This is a genomic window from Streptomyces sp. NPDC048734, from assembly GCF_043198675.1.
In the GTDB taxonomy this organism is placed as follows: domain Bacteria; phylum Actinomycetota; class Actinomycetes; order Streptomycetales; family Streptomycetaceae; genus Streptomyces.
Window position 1 is genome coordinate 51,202 of sequence record NZ_JBICUZ010000016.1, and the last position, 19,155, is coordinate 70,356.

Here is a 19,155-nt window from a genome sequence, read left to right on the forward strand (position 1 = left end):
CCTGCGATTAGGTCAGTAGCCGAAGTTCTGCGTCCACCAAGGGCCGCCGGAGCCGAGGTGCACGCCGACGCCCAGGGTCTTGAAGTCGCAGTTGAGGATGTTGGCGCGGTGACCGGGGCTGTTCATCCAGGCCTCCATCACCGCCGCCGCGTCGGCCTGGCCGCGGGCTATGTTCTCGCCGCCGAGGTCGGATATGCCGGCCTTCCCGGCGCGGTCCCACGGGGTCGCGCCGTCCGGGTCGGTGTGGTCGAAGAAGCCGCGCGCCGCCATGTCCTCGCTGAACCTCTGGGCGAGGTCGGCCAGCGAACTGTTCGCGGAGACGGCGCTGCAGCCGACCTTGGCCCGTTCCTCGTTGACGAGCTTCAGCACCTCGGCCGCGGCCTGGATCTCCGCCGAGAAGGTCACCGGTGACGACTTCACCGGGGCCTTCGTGGCCGCCTTGGAAGGAGCCTTCTCCGGCGCCTTCTCCGGTTCCTTCTCCGGCGTCGTCCTGGGCTTCTCAATGGTCGCCGATGCGCTCGGCGACGCCTTCGAGGCCGACGGGGAGGGCGTGGCCGAGGCCGGGGCGGAGGCCGAGGGCGAGGTGTCGCGGCCGGCGTCGCGGCTGGTCGACGTACTGTCGCGGTCGGCCTCCGCGGAGCCGGAGGTGCCGCCCTGCTCGGAGGCCGAGTTGGTGGGCGAGTCGGCGGCCTGGACCCGGTCTTCCGCGCCACCGCCCCCGCCCAGTCGGTAGCTGTCGAGGCCGGGCACCACACCCGTGGCCACCGCGACCGTGCCGAGGGCGACCGCCGCGGACATCCCGAGCAGGCCGGTCCTGACCGGCGTCACGGCCTTCCGCTTGCGGCGGCGACCCGCACCGCCGCGGCCACCGGCACCGTGTGCCGGGCCGCGGCCCGGCGTGAAGCCGTCGACAGCGAAGTCGTCGGCAGCGAAGTCGTCCGACGTGAAGTCGTCCGACGTGAACCTGTCCGAAGCGAACCCGTCCGAAGCGAAGACCGCGGTGTCCCCGGCGGCCACGCGCTCGTCGTCCGGCGCGAACAGGTACTCCTGGCTCCGGGCGACCGTCTCGGCGTACGCCTCCGGGTTCAGGTAGGGCGCGATGCCCATGGCGGGGTGGTCGCCGCCGTACACGTCCCGCCGCGAGCGGCCTTCCGGGTACGAGCCGTCGGTGTGGTCGGCCGCCGTGGCGCGGCCGGCGGCGGAGCGTCGGTGGCGTCCCATGTTCTGGCCTTCCTCGTCCAACTGGTCCGGGCGGAGTCCCCGCCCCCCTGGTGCCCGCGGGGCTCCCGTGGTCGACCGGCGCCAATGGGGCGCATGACTCCTCATGGTCAACCTGACTCACTCGATCGAGTGAGTTTCATATGAGATTCATTGGGTGGGGACGGTACCGCATGTCGCTGGGGGAGGAAGTGTCCCCAGGGGCATCGCCTGGTTAGGTTGCCTCCATGAGCGAGGATGTACGGCTGGTCGCCTGGGTGCGCGGACACGTCCAGGGCGTGGGTTTCCGCTGGTTCACCCGGGCGAAGGCGCTGGAGATCGGCGGCCTGAGTGGTTTTGCTCTCAATTTGGCCGACGGACGGGTCCAGGTGGTCGCCGAGGGCTCCCGGAAGGGCTGCGAAGGACTGCTCGACTGGCTCCAGGGCGACGACACGCCCGGCCGCGTGGACGGAGTCACAGAGATATGGGACACACCCCGCGGCGGCTACGACGGCTTCGCGATCCGCTGACGATCGCGCGCGAAACCGCCCCGCGGACACGGAGGGGAGTGCCTCCGGCAGCCGCGTCCGGCAGAAAGGGGCAGGTGGTGCCGAGAATCGCTTGCGCCGGGAGGCTCCGCGCGCAAGGATGATCGCCACGCCCCGAGGGTCCCGAGGAGTCGTCGCGCCGCCGTTCCGCGCCGCGCACGCAAGGGTTGCCCGCCGATACGGGGCGTGATCGTGTTGACCGTCAAACTTTTTGGTGAGACGCTGAAAGCACCCCCCGCACCCGCCTGTTTGGCGTGGATGAGCGGCAACACCAGCAAGATCCGGTCAACACCGCGGGTGCGAATCCCTCACGACCCACACCGCTTCGGTCGGTCACTCATTGTGGAGGACCATCCATCATGGCAAAGGCGCTTCTCGGTTACGTCGGCGGCTCCGACCCGCGACTCCTCGCCGAGATGCGACGGCTCCAGCAGCGCGTCCAGGACCTGGAAAACGAGCTCGGACGGATCCAGGCCGAGAACGACGCTCTGACGGCTGCCGCGTCTCACGACAGGTTCATGGAGAGCATCGACGCACACCAGGCGGAGCCTGCGCTCACCTGATCGCTGCACTGCTCCACAACAGCAAACGCAGTGGTCGGGCGGCTCATTAAACCGCGTCGGACCGCCAAGTCTGCAGAGTCTGCAAGGGACGCTTCGGCGTCCCTTCTTTCTTTCCCGTGCGTCCTTTCACCGCTTTTCACGTCTGGTCTGCCCTGCGCCCTCCCGGGTGAAACCGCGGGTTCATGGAGTGAGACATCACCGGGCGGTAAAGTCCAGCGGCGTGCACCTCAAGGCCCTGACCCTCCGAGGGTTCAAGTCGTTCGCTTCCGCGACCACACTCCGGTTCGAGCCGGGCATCACGTGTGTCGTAGGGCCCAACGGCTCGGGCAAGTCCAACGTGGTGGACGCGCTCAGCTGGGTCATGGGCGAGCAGGGCGCCAAGTCGCTGCGCGGCGGCAAGATGGAGGACGTCATCTTCGCCGGCACCACCGGCCGCCCCCCGCTGGGCCGCGCCGAGGTGTCCCTCACCATCGACAACTCCGACGGGGCCCTGCCCATCGAGTACGCCGAGGTCACCATCACGCGGATCATGTTCCGCAACGGCGGCAGCGAGTACCAGATCAACGGCGACACCTGCCGGCTCCTCGACATCCAGGACCTGCTGTCCGACTCCGGGATCGGCCGCGAGATGCACGTCATCGTCGGCCAGGGCCAGCTCGACTCCGTGCTGCACGCCGACCCCATGGGGCGCCGCGCGTTCATCGAGGAGGCCGCCGGCGTCCTCAAGCACCGCAAACGCAAGGAGAAGGCGCTCCGCAAACTGGACGCGATGCGGGCCAACCTCGCGCGCGTGCAGGATCTGACGGACGAACTGCGCAGACAGCTCAAGCCGCTGGGCCGGCAGGCCGCCGTCGCCCGCCGTGCCGCCGTCATCCAGGCCGACCTGCGCGACGCCCGCCTGCGCCTCCTCGCCGACGACCTCGTACGGCTGCGTGAGGCGCTCACCGCGGAGATCGCCGACGAGGCCGCCCTCAAGGAACGCAAGGACGCCGCCGAGCGGGAACTGCGCGAGGCCCTCCGGCGCGAGGCCCTGCTGGAGGACGAGGTCCGGCGGCTCGCGCCCCGGCTCCAGCGGGCCCAGCAGAGCTGGTACGAGCTGTCCCAGCTCGCCGAACGCGTCCGCGGCACGGTCTCGTTGGCCGACGCCCGCGTGCAGAGCGCCACCTCCGCGCCGGTCGACGAGCGGCGCGGCCGCGACCCCGAGGACCTGGAGCGCGAGGCCGCCCGCGTCCGCGAGCAGGAGGCGGAGCTGGAGGCCGCCCTCGAAGCGGCCCGGCACGCCCTCGACGACACCGTCTCCCACCGCGCCGATCTGGAGCGGGAGCTGGCGGTCGAGGAACGGCGGTTGAAGGACGTCGCCCGCGCGATCGCCGACCGGCGCGAGGGACTCGCCCGGCTGCACGGCCAGGTCAACGCCGCCCGTTCCCGCGCCGCCTCCGCCCAGGCCGAGATCGACCGCCTGGCCGCCGCCCGCGACGAGGCGCGGGAACGGGCGGTCACGGCGCAGGAGGAGTACGAGGCCCTGAAGACGGAGGTCGACGGGCTGGACGCGGGCGATCAGGAACTGGGCGAGCGGCACGACGAGGCCAGGCGGCGGCTCGCCGAGGCCGAGACCGCCTCGACCGCCGCCCGCGAGGCGGTCACCGCGGCCGAACGCAGACGTGCCGCCACCCAGGCCCGCCACGATGCCCTCGCCACGGGCCTGCGCCGCAAGGACGGCACGGGCGCGCTCCTCGACGCGAAGGACCGCCTCACCGGCCTGCTCGGCCCCGCCGCGGAACTCCTCACCGTCGCCCCCGGACACGAGGTCCCGCTCGCCGCGGCCCTGGGCGCCGCCGCGGACGCCGTCGCCGTCACCACCCCCTCCGCCGCCGCCGAGGCCCTCCGCCTCCTGCGCAAACAGGACGCGGGCCGGGCGGCACTCCTGCTGGTGGGTGCGCCGCAGGAGCCGTCCGCAGGGTCCGCCACCGCAGATCCGGAGCACGGCGCCGCCGAGGGGCCGGCGGGTACGGGGCCGTCGTCGGGCGGAGACGAGGCGCCGGGGGCGCCGGGTGCCGGTGCCGGCCCGGCGCGACACCCCGGCACCGGACCAGTCGGCACCACGCCGGCCCCGGCCGGAGCCCCGGGCGCCGACACCGGTGGAGGTGCCTCCGCCGCCGTACCGTCGGCCGCCGTCGACGGGACCGCCCGCGCCGGGGCCGTGGGGCCCACCGCGGCCGGTTGCTCCCTCGCCGCCGACCTGGTCCGTGCGCCCGCCGAGCTGATGCCCGCCGTACGGCGGCTGCTGCGGGGCGTGGTCGTCGTCGGGACGCTGGAGGACGCCGAGGAACTCGTCCACGCCCGGCCCGAACTGACCGCCGTCACCGCCGAGGGGGACCTGCTCGGCGCGCACTTCGCGCAGGGCGGGTCCGCCGGGGCGCCCAGTCTGCTGGAGGTGCAGGCCTCCGTCGACGAGGCCGCCGCCGAGCTGGAGGAGCTGGCGGTGCGCTGCGAGGAGCTGGCCGAGGCCCAGCGGGCGGCGGGCGAGCGGCGCCGGGAGTGCGCCGCTTCGGTCGAGGAACTGGGGGAGCGGCGGCGGGCCGCCGACCGGGAGAAGTCGGCCGTCGCCCAGCAGCTCGGGCGGCTCGCCGGACAGGCGCGCGGCGCCGCGGGGGAGGCCGAGAGGTCCGCCGCCGCGGCCGCCCGTGCGCAGGACGCGCTCGACCGGGCCGCGGGGGAGGCCGAGGAGCTGGCCGAGCGGCTGGCCGTCGCCGAGGAGATGCCGGTGGAGGAGGAGCCCGACACCTCCGTGCGGGACCGGCTCGCCGCCGACGGGGCGAACGCGCGGCAGACCGAGATGGAGGCGCGCCTCCAGGTCCGCACGCACGAGGAGCGGGTCAAGGGGCTCGCCGGGCGGGCGGACTCGCTGGACCGGGCCGCGCGGGCGGAACGTGAGGCACGCGCGCGTGCCGAACAGCGCCGGGCCCGGCTGCGGCACGAGGCCGCCGTCGCGGGGGCCGTCGCCGCCGGTGCGCGGCAGCTGCTCGCGCACGTCGAGGTGTCGCTCGGCCGGGCCGAGCGGGAGCGGGTCGCCGCCGACGCCGCCAAGGCGCGCCGGGAGCAGGAGCTGGCCGCCGAGCGGACCGCCGGGCGCGACCTCAAGACGGAACTCGACAAGCTGACGGACTCGGTCCACCGGGGAGAGGTGCTCGGCGCCGAGAAGCGGTTGCGGATCGAGCAGCTGGAGACGAAGGCCCTGGAGGAGCTGGGCGTCGAACCCGCGGGACTGGTCTTCGAGTACGGTCCCCACCAGCCGGTGCCGCCCTCGCCGCCCGCCGAGGGCGAGGCGCTGCCGGAGGACCCCGAGGACCCGCGCAACCAGACCCGTCCCTTCGTCCGGGCGGAGCAGGAGAAACGGCTGCGGGCTGCCGAGCGCGCGTACCAGCAGCTCGGCAAGGTGAACCCGCTCGCCCTGGAGGAGTTCGCCGCGCTGGAGGAGCGCCACCAGTTCCTCAGCGAGCAGCTGGAGGACCTGAAGAAGACGCGCGCCGATCTTCTTCAGGTGGTGAAGGAGGTCGACGAGCGCGTCGAGCAGGTCTTCGCCGAGGCGTTCCGCGACACCGCCCGCGAGTTCCAGGGCGTGTTCAGCCGGCTGTTCCCGGGCGGCGAGGGACGGCTGGTCCTGACCGACCCCGACAACATGCTCACCACGGGTGTGGACGTCGAGGCCCGGCCGCCCGGCAAGAAGGTCAAGCGGCTCAGCCTGCTCTCGGGCGGCGAGCGGTCGCTGACCGCGGTCGCGATGCTCGTGTCGATCTTCAAGGCCCGGCCCAGCCCCTTCTACGTCATGGACGAGGTCGAGGCAGCCCTCGACGACACCAACCTCCAGCGGCTGATCCGGATCATGCAGGAGCTCCAGGAGTCCTCGCAGCTGATCGTGATCACGCACCAGAAGCGCACGATGGAGGTCGCCGACGCCCTCTACGGCGTGTCCATGCAGGGCGACGGTGTGTCGAAGGTCATCTCGCAGCGCCTGCGCTGAGACAGCGTGCGGCCTACATCTGGTGTGACCAGCACCTTTTCAACTCTTCAAGAAGTAAACGCAACTCTTGCGCCCTGTGGGGAAAAGCTCACATTGGCTGAAGTGTTGACTTCGGAACTTGAAGGCATAGTCTCTGCAACGTTGCTTTTGCCTTCAGGTGTGAGTGGTGTTGTTTCGCATGCCACGGGAACCCTCACCTGAAACGGCTCGCCCCCCACGCCCGGCAGCGCTGCCGGGTGGCCCGAGGAGAACACGTGACCAGCACAGCGCAGGCACCTCAGCCAGGAGCCAGGACGGCTCACCCCGATCATCTCGGGCACGTCATCTTCATCGCCGCGGCGGCCGCGATGGGCGGCTTCCTCTTCGGCTACGACAGCTCGGTCATCAACGGTGCCGTGGAGGCCGTCCGGGACCGCTACGATGTCGGCTCCGCGGCCCTGGCCCAGGTCATCGCCATCGCCCTGATCGGCTGTGCCGTCGGCGCCGCGACCGCCGGCCGCATGGCCGACCGCATCGGCCGTATCCGCTGCATGCAGATCTCCGCCGTGCTGTTCACGATCAGCGCCGTCGGCTCCGCGCTGCCCTTCTCCCTGTGGGACCTCGCCTTCTGGCGCGTCGTCGGCGGCTTCGCCATCGGCATGGCCTCGGTCATCGGCCCGGCCTACATCGCCGAGGTCGCCCCGCCCGCCTACCGCGGCCGCCTCGGCTCCTTCCAGCAGGCCGCGATCGTCATCGGCATCGCCGTGTCGCAGCTGGTCAACTGGGGTCTGCTCAACGCCGCCGGCGGCGACCAGCGCGGCGAGATCATGGGCCTGGAGGCCTGGCAGGTCATGCTCGGCGTCATGGTGGTCCCGGCCGTCCTGTACGGCCTGCTCTCCTTCGCGATCCCCGAGTCCCCGCGCTTTCTGATCTCCGTGGGCAAGCGCGAGCGGGCCCGCGAGATCCTCATGGAGGTCGAGGGCAAGGACGTCGACTTCGACGCCCGGATCGCCGAGATCGAGCACGCCATGAACAGCGAGCACAAGTCCAGCTTCAAGGACCTGCTCGGCGGCTCCTTCTTCTTCAAGCCGATCGTCTGGATCGGCATCGGCCTGTCGGTCTTCCAGCAGTTCGTCGGCATCAACGTCGCGTTCTACTACTCCTCGACGCTGTGGCAGTCGGTCGGCGTCGACCCGACGGACTCGTTCTTCTACTCCTTCACCACGTCGATCATCAACATCCTCGGCACCGTGATCGCGATGATCTTCGTGGACCGCGTCGGCCGCAAGCCGCTCGCCCTCATCGGCTCCGTCGGCATGGTGATCGGCCTGGCCCTGGAGGCCTGGGCGTTCTCCTTCGACCTGGTCGACGGCAAGCTGCCCGCCACCCAGGGCTGGGTCGCCCTGATCGCCGCCCACGTCTTCGTCCTCTTCTTCGCCCTGTCGTGGGGTGTGGTCGTGTGGGTCTTCCTCGGCGAGATGTTCCCGAACAAGCTCCGCGCCGCCGCGCTGGGCGTGGCCGCCGCCGCCCAGTGGATCGCCAACTGGGCCATCACCGCGAGCTTCCCGTCCCTGGCCGACTGGAACCTCTCCGCGACCTACGTGATCTACACGGTCTTCGCCGCGCTCTCCATCCCGTTCGTCCTCAGGTACGTCAAGGAGACGAAGGGCAAGACGCTGGAGGAGATGGGCTGAGCCTCGTACCGAGGCCCCTGGACTCGAGGAGACGGGCCAAGTCCCCGCTGCCCTTCTCCTCGACACCCGTGAGGCGTGCCGCCCCGGTTCACTCGGTGAGCCGGGGCGGCACGTTCTCGCAGAACATCCGCAGGCCGCAGCGGCCCTCCGCCGGGGCACGCCGCCCGCCGACGGATGCGGGACGAGACTGCCGAGCCCCCTGTGCCGCACCCGTCGGACGCCACGATCCGATGGACATCCTCGGTGCGCGGCTCCCGTACGTTCGCCGCCGCCCGGCAGCAGGGGGGTGCGGCTCGGTGCACGGGAACGGGCACGGGCACGGGGTGAGCCGTACCGTGCGGTCGCGACAGGTGAACTGCCCCGCGAGCCGCAGCGGGCCGACGGCCGCCGGGACCGTGACCGACGGCCGCCCGGTGGCGGGTGTCGCGGGGAGGCGCCGGGGACGACGAGGCCGAAGCGGACGACGGCGACGGGCAGGGGAGGCACCCCATCGGGTCCGCAGGACGGACACGCGTTGACGGCTCGTCAGGTCGCCGCGGGTGCGACGGCCCCTCCCCGGCGCTCGGGCCGTGGCCGGAGCCGCCACACCCACCGGTCCGCAGGCGGAGGCCGCAGCGAAACGGATCGCCCTCCGGCTCGATCCCGACGCCCCGCGCCGGCTCGCCGAGCACCGCTGCCGTGCCGAGGGCGCGCCCGACGAGGTCGAGAAGTGCTGCCCGCGCCCGCGGTTCCGGGGGCGAGCCACGCCGCACGGGAGCGGGCTGATCGGCCGAGGAACGGGCGGGCCGTCACCCGCCACGGCCGAGGGGGTCGCGCATACTGGCGTTGTTATGGAAACCGTCATCCTTGCTGTAGTCATCGCCGTGGTCGTGCTCGTCGCGCTCGGCGGGCTCATCGTCGGCAGCCGGCGGAAGAAGCCGCTGCCGCCGCCGCCCCCGGCCGCGCCCGACATCACCGCGCCTCCGGCCGAGCCGCACGTCGGCGACGAAGCCGAGACGCCGCGCGAAGAACCACGCCGCACGATCGAGGAGGTGGACCTCGGAGGCGGCACACCCACCGCCGTCGAGGAACCTCCCGTTGTCGAGGCTCCCCGGATCGAGATCCCGGAGCCCACCGCGGGGCGGCTGGTCCGCCTCCGCGCCCGCCTCTCCCGCTCCCAGAACGCCCTCGGCCAGGGCCTGCTCACGCTGCTCTCGCGCGAGCACCTCGACGAGGACACCTGGGAGGAGATCGAGGACACCCTCCTCACCGCCGACGTCGGCGTCATGCCCACCCAGGAATTGGTCGAACGGCTGCGCGAGCGCGTGAAGGTGCTAGGCACCCGCACGCCCGACGAACTGCGCGGCCTTCTGCGCGACGAGCTGCTCAAGCTGGTCGGCACCGAGGTCGACCGCGCGGTGAGGACCGAACCCGAGGGCCGCAAGCCCGGCATCGTGATGGTCGTCGGCGTCAACGGCACCGGCAAGACCACCACCACCGGCAAGCTCGCGCGCGTGCTCGTCGCCGACGGCCGTACGGTCGTCCTGGGTGCCGCCGACACCTTCCGGGCCGCCGCCGCCGACCAGCTCCAGACCTGGGGCGAGCGCGTCGGCGCCCACACCGTGCGCGGTCCCGAGGCCGGTGATCCCGCCTCCGTCGCCTTCGACGCGGTCAAGGAGGGCAAGGAGATGGGGGTCGACGTGGTCCTCATCGACACCGCCGGCCGGCTGCACACCAAGACCGGCCTCATGGACGAGCTGGGCAAGGTCAAGCGAGTGGTGGAGAAGCACGCCCCGCTCGACGAGGTGCTCCTCGTCCTCGACGCCACCACCGGGCAGAACGGTCTCGTGCAGGCCCGGGTGTTCGCCGAGGTCGTCGACATCACCGGCATCGTGCTGACCAAGCTCGACGGCACGGCCAAGGGCGGCATCGTGATCGCCGTCCAGCGCGAGCTGGGCGTGCCGGTCAAGCTCATCGGGCTCGGTGAGGGCGCGGACGACCTGGCGCCGTTCGAGCCGGAGGCGTTCGTCGACGCTCTCATCGGCGAGTGACCGGGGGACCCGACGCGGTAACCGGTGACGAAGAAGCGCCCGCCCCCCGAGGTGCAGTCGGGGGACGGGCGCTTCGCCGTGTACGCCGTGAGCCGGATCCTGAGTCCGGTCCTGAGCCGGAGCCGCGCCGCCCTGCCGCCTGCCCGGCCGAGCCGCGCCACCGGGCCGGGGCTACGCGCGTGACCGGTGTGTCACGTACGCCAGCGTGCCCAGCAGCAGCCGGGCCGCCGGGGGCCTGGTCGCCGAGTCCAGCGCCGGCGGGCGCAGCCAGCGCACCGGGCCGAGGCCGCCGCGGTCGGAGGGCGGCGCCGTGATGTACGTACCGGGACCGAGACCGCGCAGGTCGAGGGAGGCCGGGTCGTCCCAGCCCATGCGGTAGAGCAGGCCGGACAGGTCTGCGGCGGCGCCGGGGGCGACCAGGAACTGGGCGCGGCCCTCGGGGGTGGCGGTCACCGGCCCGAGCGGGAGGCCCATGCGCTCCAGGCGCACCAGCGCGCGGCGCCCGGCCGGCTCGGCCACCTCGATCACGTCGAAGGCGCGGCCGACCGGCAGCATCACGGCGGCGCCGGGGAAGTCCGCCCAGGCTCTCGTCACGTCGTCGAGGGTGGCGCCGGCCAGTACCTCGGGCGCGAAGTCCAGGGGGTGCGCGCCGGGCCGGCGGCAGTCGCCGCGGCCGCAGGAACAGGCGCCGGCCGCGGCGCGCGCGCCCGGCACCACGTCCCAGCCCCACAGTCCGGTGAACTCGGCGACCGCGGTGCACTCGGACGAGCGACCGCGCCTGCGCGCGCCGGAGCGGATCTCGCGGATGCCGCCGATCGTGAAGCCCATGCCCCCTCCAACGGGTCCGACGCATCGATGGTTACGCAGCGGGCGCACGAAGTGACTCTGCGTGCTGACGCCTTCCCGCTGTCGTCCGCTCCGGACGGCGCCTGGAAGCGTCCTGGGTGGTGTGGCGGGTGGCGCGCGCCCCTGAGTGCACCGTTCCGCCCGCCCCGGCCGTCCCCTGTCAAGTGAATCGCCTGCGCGCCACCGTGAGTTCATTCGTAGGGGTGGCGAATGGTGGCGTTTCCGGGATCGTCGTGGCTGGGGGCGTGACCGTAGGACTACTTTGAGTGCGCGAGGCCCGGGGGCACATGCCTGTTCGGGTATGCCGGAGGCAAGTCGGGTTCCTGTTCGAAGGGTGAGAACCGCCGGACGGCGGGCCGTATTTACCGGCATTCTGATAAGGCTTGGCGCATCAGAGCGGCAAGTGGTCTCAGGGATGGGGGCGTTCCAGTGAGCGGCAACGGCGAAGGCGGGACGGGCGCGGGGAGCGCCGTGCACGCGGACAAGCGCCCGAACGGCCTGCTCACTTCCTGGTTCGTGCGCAGCGGCTGGTCGAAGGGCGAACTCGCCCGTCAAGTCAACCGCCGGGCACGTCAGTTGGGCGCCAACCACATCTCCACCGACACGTCACGCGTGCGCCGCTGGCTGGACGGCGAGAACCCCCGCGAGCCGATCCCCCGCATCCTGTCCGACCTGTTCTCCGAGCGGTTCGGCTGCGTCGTCTCCGTCGAGGACCTCGGCCTGCGCACCGCGCGCCAGGCGCCCTCCGCGACCGGCGTCGACCTGCCCTGGACGGGCCCGCAGACGGTGGCCCTGCTCAGCGAGTTCTCGCGCAGCGACCTGATGCTGGCGCGGCGCGGCTTCCTCGGATCCTCGCTGGCCCTGTCCGCGGGCCCCACCCTCATCGAGCCCATGCAGCGCTGGCTCGTCCCCTCCCCGCCCGCCGCGTACGAGGACACCGACTCCCTCCCGACCAGCCGCGCCCGCGGCCGGCTCTCCAGGCCCGAACTGGAGCTGCTGGAGTCCACCACCGTCATGTTCCGCCAGTGGGACGCCCAGTGCGGCGGCGGACTGCGCCGCAAAGCGGTCGTCGGCCAGCTCCACGAGGTGACGGAACTCCTCCAGGAACCGCAGCCCGAGGCCACCGGCAGGAAGCTCTTCAAGGTCGCCGCCGAACTGGCCGAACTGGCCGGGTGGATGTCGTACGACGTGGGGCTCCAGCCCACCGCGCAGAAGTACTTCGTCCTCGCGCTGCACGCCGCCAAGGAGGCCGGTGACCGCCCCCTCGGCTCGTACGTCCTGTCCAGCATGAGCCGGCAGATGATCCACCTCGGCCGGCCCGAGGACGCCCTGGAGCTGATCCACCTCGCGCAGTACGGCAGCCGGGACTGCGCGAGCCCGCGCACCCAGTCGATGCTGTATGCGATGGAGGCCCGCGCCTACGCCAACATGGGCCAGCCCGGCCGGTGCAAGCGGGCCGTCAGGATGGCCGAGGACACCTTCGCCGACGCCGACGACTGGGACGAGCCGGACCCCGACTGGATCCGCTTCTTCTCCGAGGCCGAGCTGTACGGCGAGAACTCCCACTCCTACCGCGACCTCGCCTATGTGGCCGGCCGCAGCCCCGCCTACGCCTCGCTGGCCGAGCCGCTGATGCGGAAGGCCGTGGACCTCTTCGCGAAGGACGGCGAGCACCAGCGGTCCTACGCGCTCAACCTCATCGGCATGGCCACCGTGCATCTGCTGCGCAAGGAGCCCGAGCAGAGCGCCGTGCTCGCCGAGCAGGCCATGAGGGCGGCGAAAAAAGTGCGCTCCGAGCGGGTCGACACTCGTATCCGAAAGACCGTCGACACGGCCGTCCGCGACTTCGGGGACCTCGCCGAGGTCGTCGACCTCACCGACCGGCTCGCCGTGGAGCTTCCGGAGACCGCGGAGGCGGTCTGAGACCCGGCGAAACCCCTGGACCCCGGCCGCGGCCGGCCTTCCCGAACCGCCCGACTCGGCTCCCCCGTGCCAGGTCGTCGGAAGGCCGACCGCGGCCGGTTCGCGTCGTCCCGAAGAAGGTTGCGCCACGATAACGATCCGCTCGGGGCGCATCAGCCAGTTCATCGAGGCGTAACGCGCGAGGTGCCTTCGTCACGGCGGCGAAACAACGAGGGGCGTCCACCGAAACGGCGCTGCGTCAATCTCATGGCGCATAACCGGCCCACCCCTCAATCCCGCTCTGGCTTCGCCCGCACGGGGCCGTACCAACGACGAGGAGACGCCGATGGCACCAGCCATCACGCTTGCGGCGGACGCACCCACGCTGTCGTCCGCGAACACAGGCTTCATGCTCATCTGTTCCGCCCTGGTGATGCTCATGACCCCGGGCCTGGCCTTCTTCTACGGAGGCATGGTCCGCGTCAAGAGCACCCTGAACATGCTGATGATGAGCTTCATCAGCCTCGGGATCGTCACGATCCTGTGGGTGCTCTACGGCTTCTCCCTCGCCTTCGGCACCGACTCCGGCTCGCTCATCGGCTGGAACTCCGACTGGGTCGGCCTCAGCGACATCGGCCTGACCCAGCTGTGGGACGGCTACACCATCCCGGTCTTCGTCTTCCTGGTCTTCCAGCTGATGTTCGCCATCATCACGCCCGCCCTGATAAGCGGAGCGCTCGCGGACCGCGTGAAGTTCTCAGCCTGGGCACTGTTCATCACCCTGTGGGCCACGATCGTGTACTTCCCGGTCGCCCACTGGGTGTGGGGCGCCGGCGGCTGGGCCTTCGAGCTCGGCGTGATCGACTTCGCCGGTGGCACGGCCGTCCACATCAACGCCGGTGCCGCGGCCCTCGGCGTGATCCTGGTCATCGGCAAGCGCATCGGCTTCAAGAAGGACCCGATGCGCCCGCACAGCCTCCCGCTGGTCATGCTCGGCGCCGGTCTGCTGTGGTTCGGCTGGTTCGGCTTCAACGCCGGCTCGTGGCTCGGCAACGACGACGGCGTCGGTGCGCTGATGTTCGTCAACACACAGGTCGCCACCGCCGCCGCCATGCTGGCCTGGCTGATCTACGAGAAGATCCGCCACGGCGCGTTCACCACGCTGGGCGCCGCCTCCGGCGCCGTCGCCGGCCTGGTCGCCATCACGCCCTCCGGCGGTGCGGTCTCCCCGCTCGGCGCGATCGCCGTCGGTGCCGTCGCCGGTGTCCTGTGCGCCATGGCCGTCGGCCTGAAGTACAAGTTCGGCTACGACGACTCGCTCGACGTGGTCGGCGTTCACCTGGTCGGCGGAGTCGTCGGCTCCCTGCTGGTCGGCTTCTTCGCCAGCGGCAAGGGCCAGTCCGACGTCCAGGGCCTCTTCTACGGCGGCGGCCTCGACCAGTTCTGGAAGCAGTGCGCCGGTGTCTTCGCGGTCCTCGGCTACTCGCTGGTGGTCTCCGCGGTCCTCGCCTTCCTGCTCGACAGGACGATCGGCATGCGGGTCCCCGAGGACGACGAGGTGGCCGGCATCGACCAGGCCGAGCACGCCGAGACCGCGTACGACTTCAGCGGTGCGGGCGGCGGTGCCGCCCGGACCAACGTCACGGGCCCGGTGGCCGACATCGCCAGCAAGAAGGTGGACGCATGAAGCTCATCACCGCCGTCGTGAAGCCGCACCGGCTCGACGAGATCAAGGAAGCCCTCCAGGCCTTCGGCGTCCACGGCCTCACGGTCACCGAGGCCAGCGGCTACGGTCGCCAGCGGGGACACACCGAGGTCTACCGCGGTGCCGAGTACACGGTCGACCTCGTCCCCAAGATCCGCATCGAGGTACTGGTCGAGGACGACGACGCCGAACAGCTGATCGACGTCATCGTCAAGGCGGCCCGCACCGGCAAGATCGGTGACGGCAAGGTCTGGTCCCTCCCGGTCGAGACCGCCGTGCGGGTCCGCACCGGCGAGCGCGGCCCGGACGCGCTCTGACAGAAGAACGGAACAGGAGCCACTGGGTGACGAGTACGGACATGCGCAAGGATGCAGAGGACTCGGGACCCAGCGGTTACGCGGCGGCCCGGCTGCGCCTCCTCACCGAGGGGGCGCGGTCCGGGCCGCCGCGCCGCTGTGCCCTCTCCGAACTGACCGACGACTGGCTGGCCGGCCTGTTCACCGCCGGCAGCGAGGAACTGCGGGGCGTCTCCCTGGTCGCCGTCGGCGGCTACGGCCGCGGCGAGCTGTCCCCACGCAGCGACCTCGACCTCCTCCTGCTGCACGACGGCGCCGACCCGCAGGCGGTCGCCGCGCTCGCCGACCGCCTCTGGTACCCCGTCTGGGACCTCGGCCTCGCCCTCGACCACTCCGTCCGCACCCCGGCCGAGGCCCGCAGAACCGCCGGCGAGGACCTCAAGGTCCAGCTCGGCCTGCTCGACGCCCGCCACCTCGAGGGCGACCCGGGACTGACGGCGGGACTGCGGACGGCCGTACTGGCCGACTGGCGCAACCAGGCGCCCAAGCGGCTGCCCGAACTCCAGGAGCTGTGCGCCGAGCGCGCCGAACGCCAGGGCGAGCTGCAGTACCTGCTGGAACCCGACCTCAAGGAGGCCCGCGGCGGCCTGCGCGACACCACCGCCCTGCGCGCCGTCGCCGCCTCCTGGCTCGCCGACGCGCCCCGCGAGGGCCTCGACGACGCCCGGCGCCGACTCCTCGACGTCCGCGACGCCCTGCACCTGACGACCGGCCGCGCCACCGACCGGCTGGCCCTCCAGGAACAGGACCAGGTCGCCGCCGAACTGGGCCTCCTCGACGCCGACACCCTGCTGCGCCAGGTGTACGAGGCCGCGCGCGTCATCTCGTACGCCAGCGACGTCACCTGGCGCGAGGTGGGGCGCGTGCTCAGATCGCGCTCGACGCGGCCCCGGCTGCGCGCCATCCTGGGCGGCGGCAAGCCCGCGCCCGAGCGGTCGCCGCTGGCCGAAGGCGTCGTCGAGCAGGACGGCGAGGTGGTGCTCGCCCGTGCCGCGCGCCCCGAACGCGACCCCGTGCTGCCCCTGCGCGCCGCGGCCGCCGCCGCCCAGGCCGGCCTCCCCCTCTCCCTGCACGCCGTACGGCGTCTCGCCGCGACCGTGCACCCCCTTCCCACACCCTGGCCCGCCGAGGCCCGCGAACAGCTCGTCACCCTGCTCGGCTCGGGACAGCCCACCGTCGAGGTCTGGGAGGCGCTGGAGGCCGAGGGCCTGATCACCCGGCTGCTGCCCGACTGGGAACGGGTGCGCTGCCGCCCCCAGCGCAACGCCGTGCACATCTGGACCGTCGACCGGCACCTCATCGAGACCGCCGTGCGCGCCTCCGAGTTCACCCGCCGCGTCAGCCGGCCCGACCTGCTGCTGGTCGCCGCACTGCTGCACGACATCGGCAAGGGCTGGCCCGGCGACCACTCCGTGGCCGGCGAGATCATCGTCAAGGACGTGGCCGCCCGCATCGGCTTCGACCGCACCGACGTGGCCGTCCTGTCCACACTCGTACGCCACCACCTGCTGCTCGTCGAGACGGCCACCCGCCGCGACCTGGAGGACCCCGCCACCGTCCGCTCGGTCGCCGAGGCCGTCGGTTCCCAGGGCACCCTGGAACTGCTGCACGCGCTGACCGAGGCCGACGCGCTGGCCACCGGCCCGGCCGCCTGGTCCACCTGGCGCGGCTCGCTCGTGGCCGACCTGGTCAGACGTGTCTCGGCGGTGCTCGCCGGGGACGTCCCCGAGGATCCCGAGGCCGCCGCGGCCACCGCCGAACAGGAACGGCTCGCCATCGAGGCGGTCGCCACCGGCAGCCCCGTCCTGTCGCTGCGCGCCCAGACCGAACCCCCGGCCGACCCCGTGGACCGGCCGGCCGGCGACCCCGAGCCGCTCGGCGTGGAACTGCTCATCGCCGTACCCGACCAACCGCGCGTGCTGCCCGCGGTGGCCGGTGTGCTCGCCATGCACCGGCTGACCGTGCGCACGGCGGAGCTGCGGGCGCTGGAGCTGCCCTCCGGCGTCGAGGGCTCCGTCCTGCTGCTGAACTGGCGGGTCGCCGCGGAGTACGGCTCACTGCCCCAGGCCGCCCGGCTCCGCGCCGACCTGGTCCGCGCCCTGGACGGCTCCCTGGACATCGCGGGCCGGCTCGCGGAACGCGACGCGGCCTATCCCCGGCGCCGGGGCGTGGTCGCGCCCCCGCCGCGCGTGACCGTCGCCCCGGCGGCCTCCCACCTGGCCACCGTGATCGAGGTGCGCGCGCAGGACGCGCCGGGCCTGCTGTTCCGCATCGGGCGGGCGCTGGAGGACGCGGGCGTGCGGATGCGCAGCGCGCACGTCAGCACGCTGGGCGCGAACGCGGTGGACGCGTTCTACGTCACCGGCCGCGCGGGCAGCCCGCTCCCCGGCGACGAGGCGGCCTCCGTGGCACGGAAACTGGAGGAGACGCTGCGGGGGTGACCCTGCCGTCCCCGGGCGCCGGACAGGGCGCTCCCGTCGGGGTGGGGACGCCCCGCGACGCCTGCGCGAGCGGGCCCGCGCACCCCGCCGTCCCCGAGACGCGCGACGCCGTCCCCGCCCGCCGGACGCGGCGGACGGGGACGCGTGGACGCCTCGGGTGGGACGACTGTCTTGCGCGGCCGGATACCCTGGAAGACGCTCACACTGCCCCCGACTCCGAGGACCGACGCCGCCGTGTTCGATACTCTCTCCGATCGCCTCTCAGCGACCTTCAAGAATCTGCGCGGCAAGGGGCGTCTGAGCGAGGCGGACATCGACGCCACCGCGCGCGAGATCCGCATCGCCCTCCTCGAGGCCGACGTGGCGCTGCCGGTCGTGCGGACGTTCATCAAGAACGTCAAGGAGCGTGCCCTCGGCGCCGAGGTCTCCAGGGCGCTGAACCCGGCCCAGCAGGTGCTGAAGATCGTCAACGACGAACTCGTCACCATCCTGGGCGGCGAGACCCGGCGCCTGCGCTTCGCCAAGACCCCGCCCACCGTGATCATGCTGGCCGGTCTCCAGGGCGCGGGCAAGACCACCCTCGCGGGCAAGCTCGGCCGCTGGCTGAAGGAGCAGGGCCACTCGCCGCTGCTCGTCGCCGCCGACCTCCAGCGCCCCAACGCGGTCAACCAGCTCAGCGTCGTCGCCGAGCGGGCCGGCGTGGCCGTCTACGCGCCGCAGCCGGGCAACGGCGTCGGTGACCCGGTCCAGGTCGCCAAGGACTCCATCGACTTCGCGAGGTCCAAGGTCCACGACATCGTGATCGTGGACACCGCCGGCCGGCTCGGCATCGACGCCGAGCTGATGCGGCAGGCCGCGGACATCCGCGACGCCGTCTCGCCCGACGAGATCCTCTTCGTCGTCGACGCGATGATCGGCCAGGACGCCGTCAACACCGCCGAGGCCTTCCGCGACGGCGTCGGCTTCGACGGCGTGGTGCTCTCCAAGCTCGACGGCGACGCCCGCGGTGGTGCCGCCCTGTCGATCCGGCAGATCACCGGCAAGCCGATCATGTTCGCGTCGAACGGCGAGAAGCTCGACGACTTCGACGCGTTCCACCCTGACCGGATGGCCTCCCGCATCCTCGACATGGGTGACCTGCTCACCCTGATCGAGCAGGCGGAGAAGACGTTCAGCCAGGAAGAGGCCGAGAAGATGGCCTCCAAGCTGGCGTCCAAGAAGGGCCAGGACTTCACCCTGGACGACTTCCTGTCCCAGATGGAACAGGTCAGGAAGATGGGGTCGATCTCCAAGCTGCTCGGCATGCTGCCGGGCATGGGGCAGATCAAGGACCAGATCCAGAACATCGACGAGCGCGACGTCGACCGGACGGCCGCGATCATCAAGTCCATGACCCCCGGCGAGCGCCAGGACCCGACGATCATCAACGGCTCGCGCCGCGCCCGTATCGCCAAGGGCTCCGGTGTCGAGGTCAGCGCCGTGAAGGGCCTGGTCGAGCGGTTCTTCGAGGCCCGCAAGATGATGTCCCGCATGGCCCAGGGCGGCGGGATGCCGGGCATGCCGGGGATGCCGGGCATGGGCGGCGGTCCCGGCCGCGCCCGGAAGCAGCCCAAGAAGGCCAAGGGCAAGCAGCGCTCCGGCAACCCGATGAAGCGCAAGCAGCAGGAGCAGGAGGAGGCCGCCCGCAGGGCCGCCGCTGCCCAGGGCGGTGCCCTCGGCCTGCCGGGCCAGCAGGCCGGCCAGGACTTCGAGCTCCCCGACGAGTTCAAGAAGTTCATGGGCTGATCACGGCCGTACGGCGTCGGGGGCGCCCCTCCTCAGGGGGCGCCCCCGACGCGTGTCCTCTCGTACCCGGACGGGTGCTCCCTTCACG

The 19,155-nt window shown here is 72.2% G+C and carries 12 protein-coding genes; 10 read left to right on the plus strand and 2 right to left on the minus strand.

Annotated elements, in window-relative coordinates; genetic code table 11:
• Positions 1 to 12: 12 nt before the first annotated feature.
• Positions 13 to 1,221: a CAP domain-containing protein gene (locus ACGFQC_RS30710; protein ID WP_363092111.1), complete on the minus strand. Its 1,209-nt coding sequence runs from the start codon at positions 1,219 to 1,221 to the stop codon at positions 13 to 15.
• A 224-nt stretch (positions 1,222 to 1,445) separates the two neighbouring features.
• On the opposite strand from ACGFQC_RS30710, the gene ACGFQC_RS30715 reads away from it, so the two are divergent.
• The 5 genes from ACGFQC_RS30715 (at position 1,446) to ftsY (ending at position 10,032) form a co-directional block, all read left to right on the plus strand.
• Positions 1,446 to 1,727 carry an acylphosphatase gene (locus tag ACGFQC_RS30715; protein ID WP_363092112.1) on the plus strand — a complete coding sequence of 94 codons (282 nt, stop codon included), beginning with the start codon at positions 1,446 to 1,448 and terminating at the stop codon, positions 1,725 to 1,727.
• Positions 1,728 to 2,104: 377 nt separating this feature from the next.
• Positions 2,105 to 2,308: a hypothetical protein gene (locus ACGFQC_RS30720; protein WP_073491170.1), complete on the plus strand. Its 204-nt coding sequence runs from the start codon at positions 2,105 to 2,107 to the stop codon at positions 2,306 to 2,308.
• 220 nt (positions 2,309 to 2,528) lie between these two features.
• Positions 2,529 to 6,329 carry an AAA family ATPase gene (locus ACGFQC_RS30725; protein WP_363092113.1) on the plus strand — a complete coding sequence of 1,267 codons (3,801 nt, stop codon included), beginning with the start codon at positions 2,529 to 2,531 and terminating at the stop codon, positions 6,327 to 6,329.
• 254 nt (positions 6,330 to 6,583) lie between these two features.
• Complete coding sequence (locus ACGFQC_RS30730; RefSeq protein WP_363092114.1) at positions 6,584 to 8,002, plus strand: sugar porter family MFS transporter; 1,419 nt, start codon at positions 6,584 to 6,586, stop codon at positions 8,000 to 8,002.
• 830 nt (positions 8,003 to 8,832) lie between these two features.
• On the plus strand, positions 8,833 to 10,032 hold the full coding sequence (gene ftsY, locus ACGFQC_RS30735; RefSeq protein WP_363092115.1) for a signal recognition particle-docking protein FtsY: 1,200 nt from the start codon (positions 8,833 to 8,835) through the stop codon (positions 10,030 to 10,032).
• 171 nt (positions 10,033 to 10,203) lie between these two features.
• On the opposite strand, the gene ACGFQC_RS30740 is transcribed toward ftsY, so the two are convergent.
• Positions 10,204 to 10,860 (minus strand): bifunctional DNA primase/polymerase, encoded by a 657-nt coding sequence (locus ACGFQC_RS30740; RefSeq protein WP_363092116.1) that lies wholly within the window; start codon positions 10,858 to 10,860, stop codon positions 10,204 to 10,206.
• 447 nt (positions 10,861 to 11,307) lie between these two features.
• Between ACGFQC_RS30740 and ACGFQC_RS30745 the strand changes: the two genes are divergently transcribed.
• The 5 genes from ACGFQC_RS30745 to ffh all read left to right on the plus strand — a co-directional run bounded on the left by ACGFQC_RS30745 (position 11,308) and on the right by ffh (position 19,067).
• Positions 11,308 to 12,801, plus strand: a complete 1,494-nt coding sequence (locus ACGFQC_RS30745; protein ID WP_363092117.1) for a hypothetical protein — start codon at positions 11,308 to 11,310, stop codon at positions 12,799 to 12,801.
• A gap of 325 nt (positions 12,802 to 13,126) precedes the next feature.
• On the plus strand, positions 13,127 to 14,467 hold the full coding sequence (locus ACGFQC_RS30750) for an ammonium transporter (protein WP_363092118.1): 1,341 nt from the start codon (positions 13,127 to 13,129) through the stop codon (positions 14,465 to 14,467).
• Positions 14,464 to 14,802: a P-II family nitrogen regulator gene (locus tag ACGFQC_RS30755; protein ID WP_289940149.1), complete on the plus strand. Its 339-nt coding sequence runs from the start codon at positions 14,464 to 14,466 to the stop codon at positions 14,800 to 14,802. Before ACGFQC_RS30750 ends, ACGFQC_RS30755 begins: the two co-directional genes overlap by 4 nt.
• A gap of 26 nt (positions 14,803 to 14,828) precedes the next feature.
• Positions 14,829 to 17,282: a [protein-PII] uridylyltransferase gene (locus ACGFQC_RS30760; protein ID WP_363092119.1), complete on the plus strand. Its 2,454-nt coding sequence runs from the start codon at positions 14,829 to 14,831 to the stop codon at positions 17,280 to 17,282.
• 234 nt (positions 17,283 to 17,516) lie between these two features.
• On the plus strand, positions 17,517 to 19,067 hold the full coding sequence (ffh, locus tag ACGFQC_RS30765) for a signal recognition particle protein (protein WP_363092120.1): 1,551 nt from the start codon (positions 17,517 to 17,519) through the stop codon (positions 19,065 to 19,067).
• Positions 19,068 to 19,155: the final 88 nt, after the last annotated feature.